The following is a 20,498-nucleotide window of genomic DNA, read 5'->3' as shown; positions in this document are numbered from 1 at the left end:
GGGCCGGCACGCCGGGGGCGTCGCGGTCGGGAGAGGGGGCGTCCAGCAGCTCGAACAGCATGCGCGCGCCCATGACGTGGCTGGCGAGGTCCACATGCATGCGGGCGAGCCGCTTGGCCGGCTCGTAGGCGAGCAGCAGCGCGGTGAGCACCGAGAAGAACTGGCCCGGCGAGCGGCCCAGCTCGATCACATTGTAGCCGGCGTAGAGCACCACGCCGCCGATGGCGAGGCCGCCCAGCGTCTCCATGAGCGGGCTGGACTTGGCCTGGGTGCGCACCAGGCGGTTGGAATTGGCCTCCACGTCGTCGATGAACTTGTGGGTGCGCTCGCGCATCACCGGCTCAAGCGTATAGGCCTTCACCGTGCGCACGCCCTGGATCGCCTCCATGGCGATGGAGGAGAGCTGCACCCCGGAACGGAAGCCGGAGGTGAAAAGGGTCTTGGTCCTCTTGATCAGCTTGCGGGTGCCGATGACCGCCGTGGGCATGACCACCAGGGCGATGACGGCGAGGAATGGGTCCTGCACGATGGCCACGGTGGCCAGCATGATGAGGGACAGGGCGTCGCGCCCGATGCTGGTGATGATGAGGTCCAGCGCGCCCCGCGCGCCGTTGGCGCCGGCCGAGAAGCGGCCGGTGATCTCGGCGGTATGGTGCCTGGCGAAATAGGACGCGTCCTGCATCAGGATCTGGTCGAAGGCGCGCTTCTGGTTGTCGGCGACGATGCGGTTGCCCACCCGCGCCATGGTGATGCTCTGGCCGTAGGCGGAGGCGCCCTTGATGATGGAGAGCAGCATGACGGCGCCGGACACCGCCCACACCGCCTGGGGCGTGGGGGCGACGAAGATGGCGTTCACCGCGTCCCGCATCAGATAGGCGAGCAGCGCCGTGCAGGCGCCCATGAGGCCCATGAACACGAAGGCCAGCGCATAGCCCTTCCAGTGGGTGCGGCCGTCCGACAGGAGCAGGCGGCGCAGCACCGCCTGGGTCTCGTCCTTCGCGGCGCTCTGGCTCTGGGGGGCTGTTGAACTCATGCCGGTCTCCGGCGGCCAAAGGAGCGGGGCCGCATAAGGTTCATCAACCGCCGACGCCTGCGCAAGTCAACGGTGTGTGGTATCGAGATGCATCATCGATAGGGTGAGACAGCCCGGAACCGCCGCTTCGGCGGCGTCTGTGGCCCGCAAGCCGCGCTCTTGCGCCAGCGGCGATGCCTCAGACGGGTGGTCTCGGAGCGCTTGATCGCGGAGGTGGAGGCCACGCCCGGAATCGAACCGGGGTGCACGGATTTGCAGTCCGCTGCGTAACCACTCCGCCACGTGGCCTCACGAAGGCGCGTTCTTAAGGTGTTCGCGGCACGGGCGCAAGCAGAGCCTGCAGCTTGTCCCCGGTCCATTGGCGCATTTTTTCCTGTTCCCGCAGTTCCCGGAACACGTCGCGCGCCACGTGCCGGATCGCCCGTCTGGACAGGGAGCTGAAAGGGCCGAGAGAGGTCGCCTCAATGATCGGGCGAACCCACCCCATCCTTCGGCGAACTTTGGGCGCCATGACCGAAACCACCTGCTGAATATCCTCCCAGGCCTGCCTCAGGCGCTCGCTGTCTCCGCTTCGGGAGGCGGCGATGAACTCACCGGTCAGCAGGCCCAGGAAGTGGGGACCGATGGCGTCCCGGGTCGGAAAAAAGGCGATGCGCGGCTCGTCCGGAAACAACTCCACCAGCTTGTGAAAATAGACCGTGCGGGAGCGCGCCATGCGCGGGCTGTAGGAGGTCGAGCCGGCATAGATGCGCCAGCGCGTCACGGCGACGTTGAGATAGACGATGCCGACCCCGAGCGCGAACATCCGCACGAACAGGTCGTCGTCTTCGTAGCCGGAAAGGCGCTCGTCGAACAGGCCGGCATCGATCATGGCCTGCTTCGACGCCAGCGTCGCCCCGGGCAGGATGAACATGTCGTGCCGCAGGCAGTCGCGGAGCGAGCGCTTGGGCTGCGGCGAGACGTTCTCATCCAGGCAACACTGCTGAACCAGCCGCCCCTTCCGGTCCACCTGATCGAGATTGCCGTAGACCAAGCCCAGGCGGCGGGCATTGCCTTGCGTGAACGGCCGCTTGAGGATTTCCAGGTGCTCCTCGTACCAGGCATCGTCCTGGTCGAGGAACGCCACGTGGCTGCAACTGGTGTGCCGGATGGCGAGGTTGCGGGCTGACGACTGCCCGCCATTGGGCTTGCGCAGCAGCGTGATCGGATGATGGAGCGCCAGCTCTTCCACGATGGCCGGCCCGTCGTCGGTGGATCCATCATCTACCACGATGATTTCGTCCGCCGGCTCCGTCTGGCTCAGGACGCTGTCCAGCGCCTCTCGAATGAATGGTGCCCCGTTATAAAGGGGAATGACCGCCGAAACGGTGATCGTATTGCTTCGCATTTTGCCGCCCTGACAGCGTGTTACACGTTATAATTGTATAAAGTGTAAGGTATCAGGTTAGCAATGGGTGGGCCCGGACCAAATGCCGCAATGAAATCGGTTTCATAAAGGGGTTTGTTTTTAATGGCTTGCGGAGGGCGTCGGGACCCGCCGCCGGCCGTGGGACCGCAACTGGCTTATGGTGGTCGTTCAACCCCAGTCATATGGGGTGACAACTCGCAGGGGCCGGATCAGGGGCACGGCGGGGCGGTCGCGTCAGGGCCCAACTGGAGCCGGAGCGCGGGCAGGTCGGGCGGGATTGAGGCGGCGCCGAGCCAGAAGCGGCGCCGACCTACCGGACGGGCGGCATGCGCGTGATGTCCTCGCCGGTGTGGAAGCCGATGGCGAGGCGGAAGGAATGGGCCATGCGCTCGGCATGGGCGATGGCGGCCTGCGCCGCGTCCGGCGGCAGCACCTCCAGCGCCGTGGGGCGGAACAGGGCGAGCCAGCGGGCGAACTGCGCCTCCCCGGCGTCCGATCCCAGCGCAAGGTGCGGCGGCAGGGGGCGGCCGTCGTAGCGTCCGGACTTCAACAGCACGGAGGACCAGAAGTCGCACATCTTGGCGAGGTGCACAGGCCAGGCGTCGGCGGCAATGCGGCCGGAAAAAATCGGGCCGAGCACCGCATCCTTGTGCACGCGGTCATAGAAAAGATGGACGAGCCGGCGCACCGCCTCCTCGTCGAGGTCGGAACGGGCGGGCCCGGCTGCGGCCGGGGGAAGGGAAGCGTTCATCCTGCGGGTTTCTCCCAGCGTCGTCCTGGCCGTTGCCAAGCGTCGCCTGCGACGTGCGCCGCCTTGCCCGGCGCGCGGGCGGCCGGTGCGGGTTCAAGCCGGGGCAGTGGGCAAGCCTCCACCCGCAGCCAGTGCGGAACCATGCGACTTGCGGCCACATCGGCCGTGCTGCGATCGTCCCGGCGGTGTGGAGCGCCTTGCAAAAGGGGCGGCAATATGGCTCTTGAGCCGGGCGGCGCAGGCGTTCCGAACCCCATCGGCATGCCGGCCGCGCCAGCGCCCGATCCGGGCAGCAGGATGGTGTCCCATCAAGAGTTTCGGCACGGAGCCGCCGCCCGGGACGTTTCGGCCGGGCTGGTCCGGGCTTGGTGTCCCAAGCCCGAGCGGCCACTGAGCCTTCTGAGTATATGGCCGGAGACGCATCATGATCGATTTCGTCGAGCTTCGCCGCGGCATGGTGGACGGGCAGGTCCGCACCAACAATGTCACCGATCCGCGCATCGTGGCCGCCATGCTGGAGATCCCGCGCGAGAAATTCGTGCCGGCGCAGCTGAAGTCGCTGGCCTATATCGACGACGATCTGGCGCTCACCTCCGGCCATGCCCCGCGCTATCTCATCGAGCCGATGATTCTCGCGCGCCTCGTGCAGCTCGCCGACGTGCAGGAGCATGAGCATGTGCTCGATGTGGGCACCGGCACTGGCTATTCGGCCGCCGTGCTGTCGCGTCTCGCGCAGCAGGTGGTGGCAGTGGAGGAGGATGCCGGCCTCGCCGCGACCGCCACCGCGACCCTCGCCGAACTGGGCGTCGCCAACGTGGCGGTGATGCAGGGGCCGCTGAACGCCGGCTGGGCCGCCGAGGCGCCTTACGACCTCATCCTGCTCAACGGTGCGGTGGACGAGGTGCCAGCCAACCTCTTCGCCCAGGTGAAGGAAGGCGGCCGAGTCGTCGCCGTGGTGGGCCATGGCGGCGCCGGGCAGGCCAAAGTGTTCACCAAGGTCGCGGGTGCCATGAGCGAGCGGGTGGCCTTCAACGCCGCCGTGCCTGCGCTTCCCGGCTTCAAAGCCGCGCCACGCTTCGTTTTCTAAGCACCTGTGGCGCGATTGCCGCGCTGACCCGAAAACGTCCGGGACATCGAACCGGTCGGTTCCCGATTGCGACCGGTGCGGATATCTTTCGGACAAGTTACCGCGCGGCATGAGTCGCTGCAGCTCGCCTGCTTGCCGCGTCGGACCGGGAGATTGGGATGTCGGTTGCGAGACTCGTTCGCCGAAACGGATATGCAATTTTGGCGGGGGCCAGCATCATCGCGCTCGGCATGGGGAGCGCGTCCAGCCAGTCCCTCGATGCCGCTCTCGCCATGGCCTATGTCAACAATCCCACGCTGAATTCGCAGCGTGCGGGAACGCGGGCGGTGGACGAGAGGGTGCCCCAGGCCCTGTCCGGCTATCGGCCGACCCTGGGAGCCACGGCTTCGGCCGGGCCGGAAACCTACCGCTACCAGCCCACCGGCAGCGCAGCCACCAGCGGCAACGCCTGGCCCCGCCAGTTCGCCCTGACCGCGGCCTATACGCTGTTCAACGGCTTCACCACCGCCAACCAGACCCGCACCGCCGAATCGCAGGTGCGCGGCTCGCGGGAGACGCTCCGCAACACCGAGCAGTCGGTGATGCTGAACGGCGTGACGGCCTATATGAACGTCATCCAGGCCATTGCCCTGCTGGACCTTCAGCGGAAAAGCCTTGCCGCCTTCGAGCAGGAATTGCGGGCCACCCGTGACCGCTTCAACGTGGGCGAGGTGACGCGCACCGACGTGGCCCAGGCCGAGGCGCGGGTTGCCGATGCGCAGTATCAGGTGAGCCAGGCCGTCGCGAACCTCTCCTCCGCCCGTGCGGTGTACCGGCAGGTGATCGGTGTCGAGCCGGGCAAGCTGTTCACGCCCCGCTCCATCGAAGGTATGCTCCCCAGCAAGGTCGATCGGGTGATTTCGAGCGGTCTGGCTCAGCATCCGGCCATCAAGGCATCGGAATTTGCCGTGGATGCGGCGGTTTTCCAGGTGAAGGTCGCCGAAGGCGCGCTGCTGCCGAACCTGAGCCTTCAGGGCCAGCTCTCGCAAGCCTATGATTCGAGCATCGGCGTCGAGCGGGTCGGGGCCGCCGCGGCCACCCTCAACCTTTCGGTTCCGATCTACCAGGGCGGCGTGGAGTACGCGAACATCCGCCAGGCGAAGGAACTGCTGTCGCAGGCGCGGATCGACGTGGACGTGAACCGCGACGCCATCCGTGCCCAGGCGGTTCAGTATTGGGGCGCGCTGGAGGCTGCCAAGGTGCAGATCCAGGCGGCGCAGGCCTCCGTCGCGGCCAATACCCTGGCGCTGGAAGGCGTGCGCGAGGAATGGCGCGTGGGCCAGCGCACCACCACCGACGTGCTGAACGCGCAGCGCGATCTCACCAATTCCCAGTCGGCCCTCGTGGTGGCGCAGCGGGACCGCGTGGTGGCGGCCTATTCGCTGGTCTCCATCATCGGCCGGCTCGACGCGGTGTCGCTGGGGCTGAAGGTGGACGTCTACAATCCCCAGGTGCACTACAATCAGGTGCGCGACAGCTGGGCTGGCGTTCGGACCCCCGACGGAAAGTAGCCCCGCGCAAAATATCCCCTCATTTGAGTGTGCCGGGCTCTTTTGCAGCCCGTTTTCGGGGTGACATACTGACCTTCGCGATTGGCGATTCTCGCCCACCGGTGCGGCCGCAGGTGCCGGTGCGCCGGGACGTATTCGGCCGAGGTCGGACATGGCTGCGATCCCAAAGGTGCAAGAGCCGTCAATGGAAGACATCCTCGCCTCCATCCGCCGCATCATGGCGGATGACGATGTGCCGCCCGCTGCTGCGCGCTCGGCGCCCGATCGGGCAGCCCGGCCCGCGCCTGCGGAACGCCGCCGGCCCGATGCCCCCGAACCCGGATCGGACGCAGCCGAGCGGCCGGCCCGTCGCGGCGAACCCCGCATTCAGGACCCGCACGACGCCGGGCATCGCGAGGGTCCGGCGCGTCCCGCGGCTGGCGACGGGCAGATGCGCGCCCGCGCCCGCATCGACCTTGAGGAGCTGAGCGAGCATTTGACCTCCGAGACCCAGGCCGGCGAGCTGCCGGAAAGCGATCCGCATGACATCCCCCAGTCCGCCAGCGGGCATCCTTTCCATGGTCCTGCCATGAACGGGCAGATGCCGCAGGAGCCGCCGGGCCGGGAGCGCGGCCGGGCGCCCGAGGCTGCGCCGCGCGTGGTGCGGGAGTTCGAGCGGCGGGGTGCCGGCCCCTCCGAGCCGGAGCGCTTCGAGGCTTCGCCGCCGCTCCGTGCCGCCCGACCTGCCGAACGCCCGGCCCCGGAGTTTCGCCCTGGCCCGCGCGGTGAGGCCCGCGCCCCCCAGGTGGCGCGCCGCGCCACCCCGCCCGTCGCCGAGGAGCCCGCCGGCATGGATGCCCAGCCCGAGACCGACGATCGCGGGGACGCGGTTCGCCGCCGCGACCTGCTGTCGCCCAACGTGGACGATGTGGTCGCCGCGGCCTTCCAGTCGCTGGGCGACCTGCTGCTGCCGCAGAAGCAGCGCACCATCGAGGATCTGGTGAAGGAGATCCTGCGCCCCATGCTCAAGGATTGGCTGGACCAGAATCTTCCCACCATCGTGGAGCGTCTGGTGCGGGCCGAGATCGAGCGGGTGGCGCGCCGCCCGCGCTGATGCCGTTGTCGCGTGTCCGGTTTGAAGCCGCCGATCGCGTCTGCTGATCGGCGGCTTTTTATACGTGCCGGGTCCGGGCGGTGCGCCGCATGGAGGCGCCACGCGCCGCGTGGTTGACGCCGGCCTGCCGGAACGGCTTTAACGCCCGCAGACCTGTCCCGTCCGTTGCGGAGGCATGGCCGGCCGCGAGGTGCGCCCTTGCACTGCGCCCGGCGCCATCCGCGGAGCCTGTTTCATGCTGGAAAAAGTCTTCGATCCCGCCGCCGTGGAAGAGCGCATCGCCGCCCAGTGGGAAGAGGCCGGCGCGTTCCGGTGCGGCCGTCCCGAGCGCAAGGACGCCGAAGGCTTCTCCATCGTCATCCCGCCGCCGAACGTCACCGGCTCCCTGCACATGGGCCATGCGCTCAACAACACGCTGCAGGACGTGCTGGCCCGCTTCGAGCGCATGCGCGGCAAGGACGTGCTGTGGCAGCCGGGCACCGACCATGCGGGCATCGCCACGCAGATGGTGGTGGAGCGCCAGCTCGCCGCCCAGAAGCTGCCGGGCCGGCGCGACATGGGCCGCGTGGCCTTTGTCGAGAAGGTGTGGACGTGGAAGGCCGAATCCGGCGGCACCATTGTCAACCAGCTGAAGAAGCTCGGCGCCTCCTGCGACTGGTCGCGCGAGCGCTTCACCATGGACGAGGGCCTCAGCCGCGCCGTGCTGAAGGTGTTCGTGCAGCTCTATCGCGAGGGGCTGATCTACAAGGACAAGCGCCTGGTGAACTGGGACCCCAAGTTCCAGTCCGCCATTTCCGACCTCGAAGTGCTGCCGGTGGAGGTGAAGGGCAACCTCTGGCACCTGCGCTATCCCATCGAGGGCGAGAAGGACCGCTTCATCACAGTGGCCACCACCCGCCCCGAGACCATGCTGGGCGACACGGCGGTGGCGGTGCACCCCGAGGACGAGCGCTACCGCGACCTCATCGGCAGCTATGTGATCCTGCCGCTGGTGGGCCGGCGCATTCCCATCGTCGCCGATGAATATTCCGATCCCGAGAAGGGCTCGGGCGCGGTGAAGATCACCCCGGCGCACGATTTCAACGATTTCGAGGTGGGCAAGCGCCATTCCCTGCCCATGATCAACGTGCTCGACGCGGAAGCGCGCATCGACCCGCAGGGCATCCTCGACGATTATGCCGAGCGCCCCGAGGCCTATGTGGATGCGCCCGATGCCGCCGGCCAGCTCTCCCACCTGAAGGGGCAGGACCGTTTTGCCGCGCGCAAGCAGATCGTGGGACTGCTCACCGGCCTTGAACTGCTGGAGCAGATCGAGCCGCACACCCACATGGTGCCCCACGGCGACCGCTCCAACGTGGTCATCGAGCCGTGGCTGACGGACCAGTGGTACGTGGACGCCAAGACCCTGGCCCAGCCGGCGCTGGCCGCCGTGCGCGAGGGGCGCACCACTTTCGTGCCGAAGAACTGGGAGAAGACCTATTTCGAGTGGCTGGAGAACATCCAGCCCTGGTGCATCTCCCGCCAATTGTGGTGGGGCCACCAGATTCCGGCCTGGTACGACGCCTTCGGCAATGTCTTCGTCGCCATGGACGAGGACGAGGCCTTCGAGCAGGCGCTGGCCCACAATGTGGGCAATGAATCGCTCTCGCCCGAGGATGCCCAGGCGTTGATCGACGACGCCGACAAGCGCGCCGGCTTCCTCACCCGCGACGAGGACGTGCTCGACACCTGGTTCTCCTCGGCCCTGTGGCCGTTCTCCACCATGGGCTGGCCGGACGAGACCGGCGAGCTGAAGAAATTCTACCCCACCAGCGTGCTGGTGACGGGCTTCGACATCATCTTCTTCTGGGTGGCCCGGATGATGATGATGGGCCTGCACTTCATGGATGGCGAAGTGCCGTTCAAGGATGTCTACATCCACGCCCTCGTCCGCGACGAGAAGGGGGCGAAGATGTCGAAGTCCAAGGGCAACGTCATCGACCCGCTGGACCTCGTGGAGAAATACGGCGCCGACGCCCTGCGCTTCACGCTGGCCGCCATGGCGGCGCAGGGGCGCGACATCAAGCTCGCCACCGGCCGCGTGGAGGGCTACCGCAACTTCGCCACCAAGCTCTGGAACGCGGTGCGCTTCGCCCAGATGAACGGCTGCGTGCGGGTGGAAGGCTTCGACCCGGCCAAGGTGGAGGGCACCCTCAACCGCTGGATCATCGGCGAGGCCGCCCGCGCGTCCGCCGAGGTGTCCGAGGCGATCCTGGCCTACCGCTTCAACGAGGCGGCGGCCGCCATCTACCGCTTCCTCTGGAACGTGGTGTGCGACTGGCACCTGGAGCTGGCCAAGCCCCTGCTCTCCGGCCCCGACGGCCCGGCCAAGGACGAGACGCGGGCGGCAACCGCCTATGTGCTGGACGTGGCCATGGCGCTGCTCCACCCCTTCATGCCGTTCCTGACCGAGGAGCTTTGGGCCGAGACCGGCAAGGACGGCCCCGCCCGCACCAGCCTCCTGGCCCTCGCCCCCTGGCCCGACCTTTCGGGCCTTGAGGCGCCCGATGCCGAGGCGGAAGTGGGCTGGGTGGTGGACCTCGTCACCGAGATCCGCTCCGTGCGCGCGGAGATGAACGTGCCGGCGGGCGCGCAGGTGCCCCTCGTGCTGGTGGAGCCGGGCGCACAGACCACGGCGCGTGCCGCCGCGTGGGACGACGCCATCCGCCGCCTCGCCCGCCTCTCCGGCGTGACGGTGGCCGATCAGGTGCCGGGCGAGTCGGTGCAGATGGTGGTGCGCGGCGAGGTGGCCGCCCTGCCGCTGGCCGGCGTGGTGGATCTTGCCGCCGAGCTTACCCGCCTGCGCAAGGAAGAGACCAAGCTGGACCAGGAGGTGGCCCGCATCGACGCCAAGCTCGGCAACGAGAGCTTCGTCGCCCGCGCGCCGGAAGAGGTGGTCGAGGCCGAGCGCGAGAAGCGCGAGGAATATCTCAACCGCAAGGACAAGGTCCGCGCCGCCATCACCCAGCTGTCCGGCGGGGCCGCCTGAGCGCACCGGGACGGGGGCATCCCCCGTCGTTTCGGCCGGCGGTGGCAGAGGGGATGCGGAAAGGGGAGTGTGGCATCTTTGCCACGCTCCGGCGACTCCGCATCGCCCGATACTGTGTTCGCCTAAAGGGACCTGGCCGCATTCGGTCTCAATATTGTGACAGCGAAGACACACTCCCGCGCCTTTGAGATGCCGCCCCCGCGGGGGCCCCAAGGCGCCGCGAAGCCGCCACAAAACCCCAGTGAAACGGAAAGCAATGCGCGACGGTGAGCGTAGCTCGGAAAGTGTTTCCGAACGCCGCGCCTGAGGGGTCCTTATGGACGGACGTTGCATTCTCGAAAGGGTGGCGCCGGGAGGCGTCGCGGAGCTTCGCTCCGGGCGACGCCCAAGAGGTTGCCGCTCCAACGCCGCGGCTCGGCCTTTCCACGGCCCCGATATTGCCGCCACGCTCCGGCACCTTCCCTCCATCATGATTTTGGGCGGTACAACGAAGATCAGACATGCGGGCCGCGCGGCCGGGCGCCTCGGCCGGTCGGCAGGCGCGCGGCGCGCTTGCGCCGTCGTGCTCGCGGGGGCGGTGGCGGCGTGCCTTTCGGTGCCGCTGGCCCAGGCCTTCGACGGCACGGCGCAGACGCTCCAGCCCTATGAGACCCAGCCCATGACGCCGCCGGCCAACGTGCCGCTGGCGCCGGCCGTGCGTCCCGTGGACGAGGCCTTCCGCACCGGGGCCCAGGCCCTGCGTGCCGGCCAGACCGCCAAGGGCATCGACGCCCTCGGCTATGCCGCCTCCCAGGGCCACGCCATGGCGCAGTGGAAGCTCGGCCGCATCTATGCGGACGGCGACGGCGTGAAGCGCGACGACGCCAAGGCGTTCGACTATTTCTCCAAGATCGCCAACACCCATGCCGAGGACTATCCCGGCACGGCGCAATCGCGCTTCGTGGCCAATGCCTTCGTGGCGCTCGGCTCCTATTACCTCGTGGGCATTCCCTCCGCCGGGGTGAAGCGCGACGCCGCGCGGGCGCGGGACATGTTCTCCTACGCCGCCTCCTATTTCGGCGATGCGGATGCCCAGTACCATCTGGGCAAGCTCTATCTGGACGGCGTCGGCGGCCCGCGCGATGCGCGCAATGCCGGCCGCTGGCTGACGCTAGCCTCGCAGAAGGGCCAGTTCCAGGCACAGGCGACGCTGGGCCAGCTGCTGTTGCGGGGCGACGAGGGGGTGCCGCGTCAGGCGGCGCGCGGCCTCATGTGGCTCACGCTGGCGCGGGATGCGGCGGTGCGACCGGAGGACAAATGGGTGGTGACGCTCCAGGAGGAGGCCTTCGCCGACGCGACGCCCGACGAGCGCGAAAAGGCGCTGCTCTACCTCGAAACCTGGTTGAAGACCGCCAAGCGCTGAGGTGGTCCTACTCCTCCCGCTCCGCCATGTGGCGGGGCAGGCCGGCGCCAAGCCCGGCGGTCATCCGGAGCGCCGATTGGGTCCAGATGTGATGGGTGGGTGCCGCCGCGTCCGGATCGTCCAGCGTGCCGAGGGTCACGTCCACCCCGGCTTCCTTCGCCATGTCGAACAGGATCGGGCTGCCGCAATGGCCGCAGAACAGGCGCGTCACGCCCGGCGACGATGAGAATCGCGCCGGCGCACCCGCCGTCACCTCGAAATCCGCCCGCGCCACGGTGAGCCAAGGCAATGCGCCGGCGCCGGAGGCGCGGCGGCACATGGTGCAATGGCACCAATAGGCGCTCAGGATACGGCGGACGCGGTAGCGCAGGCGCCCGCACAGGCAGCCGCCGGTGAGCGACGAATCGTGGATGGTGGCGCCGCCTTCCCCCATGGCCTGCCTCACGCTGCGATGGCGAAATCCGCCCAGATCGGCACATGGTCCGAGGGCTTTTCCCAGGCGCGCACATGCTTGTCGATGCCGGTGGCGATGAGCTTGTCCGCCGCCTGGGGCGACAGCAGCAGGTGGTCGATGCGGATGCCCAGGTCGCGCTGCCATGCGCCGGCCTGGTAGTCCCAGAAGGTGTAGAGCCGCCCCGCGTCCGATGTGGCGCGCAGGGCGTCGGTGAGCCCGAGATGGGTCAGGGCGCGGAAGGCCGAGCGGGTGCGCGGCAGGAACAGGGCGTCGTTGACCCAGACGGAGGGGTCCGCCGCGTCGCGCGGCTCGGGGATGACGTTGAAGTCGCCGGCGAGGATCAGCGGCTCCTCCAGCTTCAGCCGGTCGGCGGCGAAGGCCTGAAGGCGCGCCATGAAGCCGAGCTTGTAGGGGTATTTCTCGGTGTCCACCGGGTTGCCGTTGGGCAGGTAGAGGCAGGCGACGCGCACCACGCCGCCCTTCACCGACACCACCGCCTCGATGAAGCGGGACTGCACGTCGTTCTCGTCGCCGGCGAGGCCGTGGGTCACGTCCTCCAGCGGCAGGCGGGAGAGCAGGGCGACGCCGTTGAAGCCCTTCTGACCGTGCACGGTGACGTTATAGCCCAACTGCTCGAACGCCTCCTTGGGGAAGGCCTCGGTCTGGCACTTGATCTCCTGGAGGCAGACGATGTCCGGCCGCGTCTCCCCGAGCCAGCGCACGGCGTGGTCCAGCCGCTGGCGGATGGAATTGACGTTCCAGGTGGCGATGCGCATGGGGCGGGCTCCTTCGGTGGCGGAGGATACCCCGGTGCCGCCGGGAGGCAATGGCCGCGCGGCCGCACCTGCATCCGGGAAGAAGATCATTTTACCGACCGGCCCGCGCCGCGCCCGGCTCGAAAGTGCTCGAAGGGTTGCGATGGCGGGCAAAGAGTGGCAGGAACGCCCCCTTGTCCTTCAGCGGCGGCGCAGTGGCATGACGTTCGCGTCCATCGAGTTCCTGTTCTACTTCTTCCCCCTGTTCCTTGCTGCCTATTTCTCCGCGAAGTCCATCACGACGCGGAACATTATTTTTCTGGCCTTCTCCCTCGCATTCTATTCAGTAGGCTATACGCCCCATATCCTTATTCTGCTGGCGTCGGTGGCGATCAACTTCGTGCTCGCCCGCGCCATCGACGATCGCGACGGCGCTCCCCGTCAGCGCCTGCTCGTCTATGGCGTCGCCTTCAACCTCGTGCTGCTCGGCATCTTCAAATACACGGGCTTCCTGGTGGAGAACGTCAACGCGCTGATCGAGCCCCTGGGCGCCGCGCTGCCCATGCCGCGGATTTCCCTGCCGCTGGGCATCTCCTTCTATTCCTTCCACGCCATTTCCTACCTCGCCGACATCTACAAGCGGAAGGTGCGGGCCAATCGCGATCCGGCGCAGTTCGCGCTCTACATGTGCATGTTCCCGCAGCTCGTGGCCGGCCCCATCGTGCGCTACGCCACGGTGGCGAAGCAGCTGTCCCAGCGGCGGACCACCATGGGGCGGTTCTCCGCCGGGGCGCGCCTGTTCGTCATCGGCCTCGCCTGGAAGGTGCTGATCGCCGACGAGGTGGCGCGGCTCGCGGACGGGGTGTTCGACACCACCACCCATCCCACCTTCGTGGAGGCCTGGCTCGGGCTCTATGCCTATACGGTGCAGATCTATTTCGACTTCGCCGGCTATTCCACCATGGCGGTGGGGCTCGGCGTGATGGTGGGCTTCGTGTTGCCGCGCAATTTCCGGCTGCCCTACACCGCGCATTCCATGACCGATTTCTGGCGGCGCTGGCACATGAGCCTGTCCGCCTTCCTGCGCGACTATCTCTACATCCCCCTTGGCGGCAACCGGCGCGGGGAGATGCGCACCTACCTGAACCTCTCGGCGGTGTTCCTGCTGTGCGGCCTGTGGCACGGGGCGAGCTGGAACTTCGTCATCTGGGGCGCGCACCATGGCGCCTTCCTCATCATCGAGCGGGCCTTCCTCGGCCGCTGGCTGGAACGGGCGCCGGGCGTGGTGGCCCATCTCTATACGGTGCTGGCGGTGATGCTGGGCTGGGTGTGGTTCCGCGCCGACAGCCTCGGCGGCGCCACGGACATGTTCGCCGGGCTTGCCGGCCTCAACGGCTTCAGCCGGGCCTCGCTGGCGCTGGGCTTCGGGCTGACGCCGCTTGCGGTGGCGGCGCTCGTGGCCGGCGGACTCATCGGCTTCTTCCGCTGGCCGCGCTGGAAGGCGCTGGCCGGGCAGGGGGCTTTCGCGGTGGCGGCTGACTTCGCGTTCGTCGCCGTTCTGATGCTGGCGAGCGTGGCCTGGGTGGGCGGCACCACGGCCACGCCCTTCCTCTATTACCGGTTCTGAGGAGGCGCCGCCGTGACCCTGCTCTCGCGTCCGCGTCGCTACATCGGCGTCCTCGTGGCCGGCCTGTTCGGCTTTCTGCTGCTGTCGAACCTCATCCCCGATCCGCTGGCCAGCGGCCAGTGGCGGGTGCCGATCCCCGACAGCTTCACCTGGGGCCAGACGCTGAACTACAAGGTCCGCAACATCGGCATCTACCTCCAGGACAATTTCGGCTTCCGCGCCACCTTGCCGATCCTGCGCCGGGATCTGCGCGAGGCGCTGGGCTCCCCCGACAGCCGGCCGTTCTATACCGGCCGCGACGGCCAGCTGTTCTGGGGCCGCGAGCAGGCACCGGCCCAGTCGGCGGGGGCGCTGGTGCGCGCGGCCAACGTGGAGCGCTTCGTGACCATGGTTGGCGAGATGCAGCGCGTGCTGGCGCCCAGGGGCACCCGCATCGTGGTCGCCATTCCGCCCAACGCCCAGTCGGTGGAGGTGGAGGCGCTGCCCACATGGTACGACGCGTTGAACTACCCCGTCACCGAGTATGACCTCGCCCTCGCGGGCCTGAAGGCGGAGGGCGTCACCGCCGTGGATCTGCGGGCGGTGCTGAGGGCCAGCCCCCGGCCGCGGTATCTCATGACCGACACCCACTGGACCAGCCGGTCCGGCGTATTGGCCTTCAATGCGGTGATGGTGGCGGCGGGGCATCCGGAGTGGCAGGTGGACCCGGCCGCGGTATTGGGACCGCCTGAGCCGACGGCGCGCGGCGATCTGCTGCGCACCACCCGCCTGCCGCCGAAGATGAAGGAGGAGGAAGAGCCCTTCAGGATCAAGGACCGTGCCGCCGCGCCGCGTTTCGATCCGGCGCTGAAGCACCATAATGAGCACGTGGCCTTCAGGTCGCTGGCGTACGATTACGCCCCCACCGGCCAGCGCGTGCTGATCCTCGGCGATTCCTTCACCGGCGGGGCATGGCCGCGCCTGTTCCTGAATGCCGATGTGAGCGTGGTGGCCTGGGTGCACCAGTCCCGGCGCGTGACCGGCTCATGCGATTTCAATTTCGACGATGTGAAAAACTTCGCTCCGGACCTGATCATCATCGCCCGGACCGAGCGCTTCTTCCCCTGCTACGGCGACGACTGGCCGGCCGGCCTGCCGCGGCCGTGGTCCCATGCCGTGCCGAACAACGTGGCGCCCTGACAGCGCGCCCGTCGCGCTTCGTCAAAGCCCGCGCACCAAGTCAAGCCGGCGCACCAGGTCAAAGCCGGCGCGCCAAGCACCGGCCCACCCGGCAAGGCCGGGTGGTGACGCCCGTGAGTCCTCGAAAAGCGCTCAGACCCCGAAGCTGGACCCGCAGCCGCACTTGGCGGTGGCCATGGGGTTCGAGATCTTGAAGGCGGAGCCCATCAGGTCCGCCTTGTAATCGAGCTGGGAGCCCTTGATGTAGTCGATCGAGATGCGATCGACGACGATCTTGGCGCCTTCCTTCTCGATGACGAGGTCGTCCTCGCCCTGCTCGCGGGTCACATCATACTTGTAGGAAAAGCCGGAGCAGCCGCCGCCTTCCACGCTGATGCGCAGGAACGTTCCGGCAGGCTCGGGAGACAGGATCTGGCAGATGCGGCGCGCGGCGGCATCGGTCACGGTGAATTCGGTTTCGATCGCCGGGAGGTCGGCGGCCGCAGTCGGGGCGAGGGATGTTTCCATGATATCGACTTTACGAATTGAAGCTGGCAATGGCCCATAAGGTAAGTCCATCGGCCCCCGAGTTAAAGGGCGGTGGTGGAAAAACGTCGGCGCGGCTGTCTTGTGGGGCGGCCGGCGCCGGCGGCATGGGGTGGAACAAGAGGGGGAGAGCATGGCGGTAAGCGGCGCGCGGCCCTTGGTATCGTGGGCCTGCGACGCGGAACAGGCGCGTGGCCGGCTGGTCCCGGAACGGGAGATGCCGCCGCGCAGCCCGTTCCGACGCGATTGCGACCGCATCATCCATTCCACCGCCTTCCGCCGCCTGAAGCACAAGACCCAGGTCTTCGTCTTCAACGAGGGCGACCATTACCGCACCCGCCTCACCCACACGCTGGAGGTGGTGCAGGTGGCCCGCTCCATCGCCCGCGCACTGGGGCTCGACGAGGATCTGGCGGAGGCCCTGGCCCTGGCCCACGATCTCGGCCACCCGCCGTTCGCCCATGCCGGTGAGCGGGCGCTGGATGCGTGCATGGCCGGGCAGGGCGGGTTCGACCACAATGCCCAGTCGCTGCGGGTGGTGACGCGCATCGAGCGGCGCTATGCCCAGTTCGACGGCCTGAACCTCACCTGGGAGACGGTGGAGGGCATCGCCAAGCACAACGGCCCGCTCACCGATCGGGAGGGGCGTGGCATCGGCCGCTATCTCGGCGGCCTGCCCCACGCCATCGAGGTGTATTCGGCCCAGCAGGACCTGGAATTGTGGAGCCACGCCTCCGCCGAGGCGCAGGTGGCCGCCATCTCCGACGACATCGCCTATGACGTGCACGACCTCGACGACGGGCTGAGGGCGCACATGTTCACCCTCGACGACCTCGCCGGCCTGCCCCTGGTGGGCGAGGCGCTGGGCGAGGTGCGCGGGCTTTATCCCGGCCTCGGGGTGGCGCGGACGGTGAACGAGGTGCTCCGCCGCGTCATCACCCGCCTGATCGAGGACGTGGTGGCCGAGGGCACGAGGCGCGCCGAAGCGGCGGGGGTGGCTTCGGCGGCGGACGTGCGCGCGCTCGACCATCCCGTCATCGCCTTTTCCGACGCCATGGGGCAGAAGGAAAAGGCGCTCAAGGCCTTCCTGTTCCCGCGCATGTACCGCCACGAGCGGGTCAACCGGGTGATGGCGGAGGCGAAGGGGGTGCTGCGCGACCTCTTCGGCCATTTCATCGCCCATCCCAAGGATATGCCGCCCTCCTGGCATGACGACCTCGACCAGCTCGACGCCCAGCGGCTCGCCCGCCGCGTGACCGACTACATCGCCGGCATGACGGACCGCTACGCCCTCGACCAGCATGCCCGCTTCTTTGACTTGACGCCGGACTTGCGTTAGGCGCCGGGCCAAGCAACCCGATTGGACCCCGCCCCATGAACGTCTACGCGATCTTCGCCGATCACGTGCGCGAAGCCGTCGCCGCCCTTGCCGCCGAGGGCTCCATTGCCAAGGACCTCGATCTTGCCCGTGTGGTGGTGGAGCCGCCGCGGGACGCGACCCACGGCGATCTGGCCACCAACGCCGCCATGGTGCTGGCGAAGGACGCCGGCCTGAAGCCGCGCGCGCTGGCCGAGGCCATCGCCGGCAAGCTGGGCGCGGTGGCGGGCGTGAAAAAGGTGGATGTGGCCGGCCCCGGCTTCATCAACATCGCGCTGGACGGCAGCTTCTGGCCGGTGGTGCTGGCCGCCGTGCTCACCCAGGGGCTGGATTTCGGCCGCTCGGCGCTGGGCGCGGGCGAGAAGGTGAATGTGGAATACGTCTCCGCCAACCCCACGGGGCCCATGCATGTGGGCCATTGCCGGGGCGCGGTGTTCGGCGACGCGCTGGCGCGCCTCATGGATTTCGCCGGCTTTGCCGTGACCAAGGAATATTACATCAACGACGCCGGCGCACAGGTGGACGTGCTGGCCCGCTCCGCCTTCCTGCGCTACCGCGAGGCGCTGGGCGAGGCCATCGGCGAGATCCCGGAAGGCCTGTATCCGGGCGATTATCTGGTGCCGGTGGGGCAGACGCTCGCCGCCGCGCACGGCGCGGCCCTCAAGGACAAGAGCGAGGCGGACTGGCTGCCGCTGGTGCGGGGCGTGGCCATCGCGTCCATGATGGTGGCCATCCGCGAGGATCTGGCCGCGCTGGGCATCTCCTTCGACGTGTTCTTCTCCGAGCGCTCCCTCTCCACCGGCGCGGTGGACCGTGTGGGCGCCGCCATCGCGGCGCTGCGCGCGTCGGGGGAGGTCTATGAAGGCCGCCTGCCGCCGCCCAAGGGCGCGCCCATCGAGGATTGGGAGGACCGTGAGCAGACCCTGTTCCGCTCCACCGATTTCGGCGACGACGTGGACCGGCCGCTGATGAAGTCGGACGGCAGCTACACCTATTTTGCCGGCGACATCGCCTACCACAAGGACAAGGTGGACCGCGGCTTCCTGAAGATGATCGACGTGTGGGGCGCCGATCACGGCGGCTACGTCAAGCGCATGCAGGCGGCGGTGAAGGCGGTCTCCGGCGGCCGTGCCGCGCTGGATGTGGAGCTGATCCAGCTGGTGCGCCTGTTCCGCGCCGGCGAGCCGGTGCGCATGTCCAAGCGCTCGGGTTCCTTCGTCACCCTGCGCGAGGTGGTGGACGAGGTGGGGCGCGACGCGGTCCGCTTCATGATGCTGTTCCGCAAGAACGACGCCCCGCTCGATTTCGATCTCGCCAAGGTGATCGAGCAGTCGCGGGAAAACCCGGTCTTCTACGTGCAATATGCCCACGCCCGGGCGAAATCGATCCTGCGCAAGGCGGCCGAAGAGTTCGCCGACCTGCCGCAGGAGGCGGCCGCTTTCGCCACCGCGCCGCTGGGCCTGCTCGACGACGAAGGCGAACTCACGCTGCTGCGCCGGCTCGCGAGCTGGCCGCGCCTCGTGGAGCAGGCGGCGGGGGCGCGGGAGCCGCACCGCATCTCCTTCTTCCTGCACGAACTCGCCAGCGAGTTTCACGGCCAGTGGAACCGTGGAAAGGACTTGCCTCATTTACGCTTCATTATCGAGAATGATCGAGAGTTGACCTCGGCCCGCTTGGCCTTGGTCCATGGCGTGGCCACGGTGCTCGCTTCCGGTCTCAAGGTTCTGGGGGTGACGGCCGTAGACGAGATGAAATGATCGCTTGTCCCGTGGCTGCGGATGGAGCGGTTGGCCCGGCGGGTCAGACTTCTCGAAGCGGTCTTCAAGCCGCAGGTTCCACGGGCGGGCGACAACACATCGAGGCGATATGGTCGACGAAAGCAGGTTCCGCTACCGGCGTGATGAAGGTGCCGCGGAGGGTGGGGCACGGCCCCGCTCCGCTCCGTCGTCCGCTGCGACCGGGGGCGATCCTCTGGCCGAGCTGGCCAGGCTGATCGGCGACGACGACCCGTTCGACGACTTCTCGGGTCTCGATCGCACCCAGCAGGCTGCCGATCCTCGCGGGGCCGATCCTCGCGTGGCTGATCCTCGCGGGGCTGATTCTCGCGTGGCTGATCCTCGTGTGGCTGATCCTCGTGTGAACGACCCCCGCGTGACCGCGCAGCGCCACGCGGCTGCGGCCGCGCCCGCTCATCCCGATCCCCGCACGGCGGCCCGCGCCCCCGCGCGGCCCGTTCCCCCGCCGGCTCCCACCTATTACGACGATGAGGACGACGAGGACTGGGAGGCCGCGCCCCAGAGCGCGCCCCCGTCCGGGCGTCCGGCCCCCCAGGGCCCGGCGCACCCTGATGCGGCGCGTTATGGCGATGCGCCGGTGCGTCCTGCTCCGGTGGCCGCCCCGCGTCCGTCCAGCCCTTCGCTTTACGCCCCGCCCTCCGCGCCGCAGCCGGCGGTGCCCGCCGCGCGCGCGGCCCAGCCCCAGGCGGCGCCCTCCTTTGCTCCCGCCCCGGCGGCCGCGCGCGGCGTTCCCGACGCTACGGTGCGTTCCGGATACGGGTCGCTGTCCCGCGTCGCGCCTCCTGCCAGCCCCCAAGGCCGGGACGACGACGATTACGAGGATGATTACGACGACCTGCCGCCCGCCCGCCCGGCGGGTGCCTCGGCCTATGGCCAGCAGGGCGGATATGCGCCCTCGCGCCAGGATCCGCGCAACGCCCCCCGTGGCGATCAGCGGTCTCCGGCCGGCGCCCAGGGGCGCGGCTATGAGGCGGAGGATGACGAGGCCGGCTATGCCTATTCGGCCGCCCGCCGCGACGACGACGGCTATGACGACTACGACGACACCTACGACCCCGAATATGGGGAAGACGGCTACATGCCGCCCCATGGCGAGGAGATGTACGATGCCGAGCCGCGCCGTCGCAAAGGCCGCCTCGCGCTGATTCTCGGCGTCTCCGTGCTGGGTCTGGTGGTGGCCGGCGCGGCCGGCGTGTTCGCCTTCAACATGGCGGTGGGCAAGTCCTCCGGGTCCGCTTCGGGGACGACCCCGGTGATCAAGGCGGATACCGCACCCGCCAAGACCACGACGCCCGCGTCGCAGTCCGCCGACGGCGGGCAGAAGATGATCTACGATCGCATGGGCGCCAATGCCGGCAACGAGCGCATGGTCTCCCGCGAGGAGCAGCCGGTGGACGTGACCGCCGCCGCCCGGGCCCTGCCCTCGGATGCG

General features: G+C 68.5%; 15 protein-coding genes, 1 tRNA gene and 1 pseudogene. 10 read left to right on the top strand and 7 right to left on the bottom strand.

Translation table 11 applies throughout. From position 1 onward, the window contains the following. The 4 genes from K9U41_RS14495 to K9U41_RS14480 all read right to left on the bottom strand — a co-directional run. Positions 1–1,033, bottom strand: a 1,033-nt coding sequence (locus tag K9U41_RS14495; protein WP_282641559.1) for an ABC transporter permease, incomplete at its 3' end; no start/stop codon positions are given. A 214-nt stretch (positions 1,034–1,247) separates the two neighbouring features. Continuing rightward, positions 1,248–1,321, bottom strand: a tRNA-Cys gene (locus K9U41_RS14490). A gap of 16 nt (positions 1,322–1,337) precedes the next feature. Continuing rightward, positions 1,338–2,420, bottom strand: a complete 1,083-nt coding sequence (locus K9U41_RS14485; RefSeq protein WP_282641558.1) for a glycosyltransferase family 2 protein — start codon at positions 2,418–2,420, stop codon at positions 1,338–1,340. Positions 2,421–2,751: 331 nt separating this feature from the next. After that, entirely contained in the window at positions 2,752–3,192 is a 441-nt protein-coding gene (locus K9U41_RS14480) for a group III truncated hemoglobin (RefSeq protein WP_282641557.1), read from the bottom strand. A 424-nt stretch (positions 3,193–3,616) separates the two neighbouring features. On the opposite strand from K9U41_RS14480, the gene K9U41_RS14475 reads away from it, so the two are divergent. From K9U41_RS14475 to K9U41_RS14455, 5 genes are all read left to right on the top strand, one after another. Then, the gene (locus K9U41_RS14475) at positions 3,617–4,279 is read left to right on the top strand and encodes a protein-L-isoaspartate O-methyltransferase family protein (protein ID WP_282641556.1); all 663 of its coding nucleotides are present in this window, start codon (positions 3,617–3,619) and stop codon (positions 4,277–4,279) included. 200 nt (positions 4,280–4,479) lie between these two features. Then, complete coding sequence (locus K9U41_RS14470; protein WP_282641555.1) at positions 4,480–5,829, top strand: TolC family outer membrane protein; 1,350 nt, start codon at positions 4,480–4,482, stop codon at positions 5,827–5,829. Positions 5,830–6,013: 184 nt separating this feature from the next. Further along, on the top strand, positions 6,014–6,922 hold the full coding sequence (locus tag K9U41_RS14465) for a DUF2497 domain-containing protein (protein ID WP_282641554.1): 909 nt from the start codon (positions 6,014–6,016) through the stop codon (positions 6,920–6,922). A gap of 235 nt (positions 6,923–7,157) precedes the next feature. Next, the gene (locus K9U41_RS14460; RefSeq protein ID WP_282641553.1) at positions 7,158–9,950 is read left to right on the top strand and encodes a valine--tRNA ligase; all 2,793 of its coding nucleotides are present in this window, start codon (positions 7,158–7,160) and stop codon (positions 9,948–9,950) included. 469 nt (positions 9,951–10,419) lie between these two features. After that, positions 10,420–11,352 (top strand): tetratricopeptide repeat protein, encoded by a 933-nt coding sequence (locus tag K9U41_RS14455; protein ID WP_282641552.1) that lies wholly within the window; start codon positions 10,420–10,422, stop codon positions 11,350–11,352. 7 nt (positions 11,353–11,359) lie between these two features. Here the strand turns inward: K9U41_RS14455 and K9U41_RS14450 are convergent, their stop codons facing one another. Then, positions 11,360–11,785: a GFA family protein gene (locus K9U41_RS14450; RefSeq protein ID WP_282641550.1), complete on the bottom strand. Its 426-nt coding sequence runs from the start codon at positions 11,783–11,785 to the stop codon at positions 11,360–11,362. An 8-nt stretch (positions 11,786–11,793) separates the two neighbouring features. After that, positions 11,794–12,582, bottom strand: coding sequence for an exodeoxyribonuclease III (gene xth, locus K9U41_RS14445; protein ID WP_282641549.1), 789 nt, complete (start codon positions 12,580–12,582; stop codon positions 11,794–11,796). Positions 12,583–12,781: 199 nt separating this feature from the next. Here xth and K9U41_RS14440 point away from each other — a divergent pair, with 199 nt between their 5' ends. Further along, positions 12,782–14,188 carry an MBOAT family O-acyltransferase gene (locus K9U41_RS14440; protein ID WP_282641548.1) on the top strand — a complete coding sequence of 469 codons (1,407 nt, stop codon included), beginning with the start codon at positions 12,782–12,784 and terminating at the stop codon, positions 14,186–14,188. Positions 14,189–14,200: 12 nt separating this feature from the next. After that, complete coding sequence (locus K9U41_RS14435; protein WP_282641547.1) at positions 14,201–15,367, top strand: alginate O-acetyltransferase AlgX-related protein; 1,167 nt, start codon at positions 14,201–14,203, stop codon at positions 15,365–15,367. A gap of 132 nt (positions 15,368–15,499) precedes the next feature. Here K9U41_RS14435 and K9U41_RS14430 read toward each other — a convergent pair whose 3' ends face one another. After that, entirely contained in the window at positions 15,500–15,874 is a 375-nt protein-coding gene (locus K9U41_RS14430; RefSeq protein ID WP_282641546.1) for a HesB/IscA family protein, read from the bottom strand. 151 nt (positions 15,875–16,025) lie between these two features. On the opposite strand from K9U41_RS14430, the gene K9U41_RS14425 reads away from it, so the two are divergent. The 3 genes and pseudogenes from K9U41_RS14425 to K9U41_RS14415 all read left to right on the top strand — a co-directional run. Then, the gene (locus K9U41_RS14425) at positions 16,026–17,231 is read left to right on the top strand and encodes a deoxyguanosinetriphosphate triphosphohydrolase (protein WP_282641545.1); all 1,206 of its coding nucleotides are present in this window, start codon (positions 16,026–16,028) and stop codon (positions 17,229–17,231) included. A 35-nt stretch (positions 17,232–17,266) separates the two neighbouring features. Next, positions 17,267–19,027 (top strand): arginine--tRNA ligase, encoded by a 1,761-nt coding sequence (gene argS, locus K9U41_RS14420; RefSeq protein WP_282641544.1) that lies wholly within the window; start codon positions 17,267–17,269, stop codon positions 19,025–19,027. A 379-nt stretch (positions 19,028–19,406) separates the two neighbouring features. Beyond that, positions 19,407–20,498: pseudogene (locus K9U41_RS14415) on the top strand (hypothetical protein); the annotation flags it as partial.

Source organism: Xanthobacter autotrophicus (genome assembly GCF_029991245.1).
Taxonomy (GTDB): Bacteria; Pseudomonadota; Alphaproteobacteria; order Rhizobiales; family Xanthobacteraceae; genus Xanthobacter; species Xanthobacter autotrophicus_C.
This window is presented reverse-complemented; position numbering and strand designations above follow the sequence as displayed.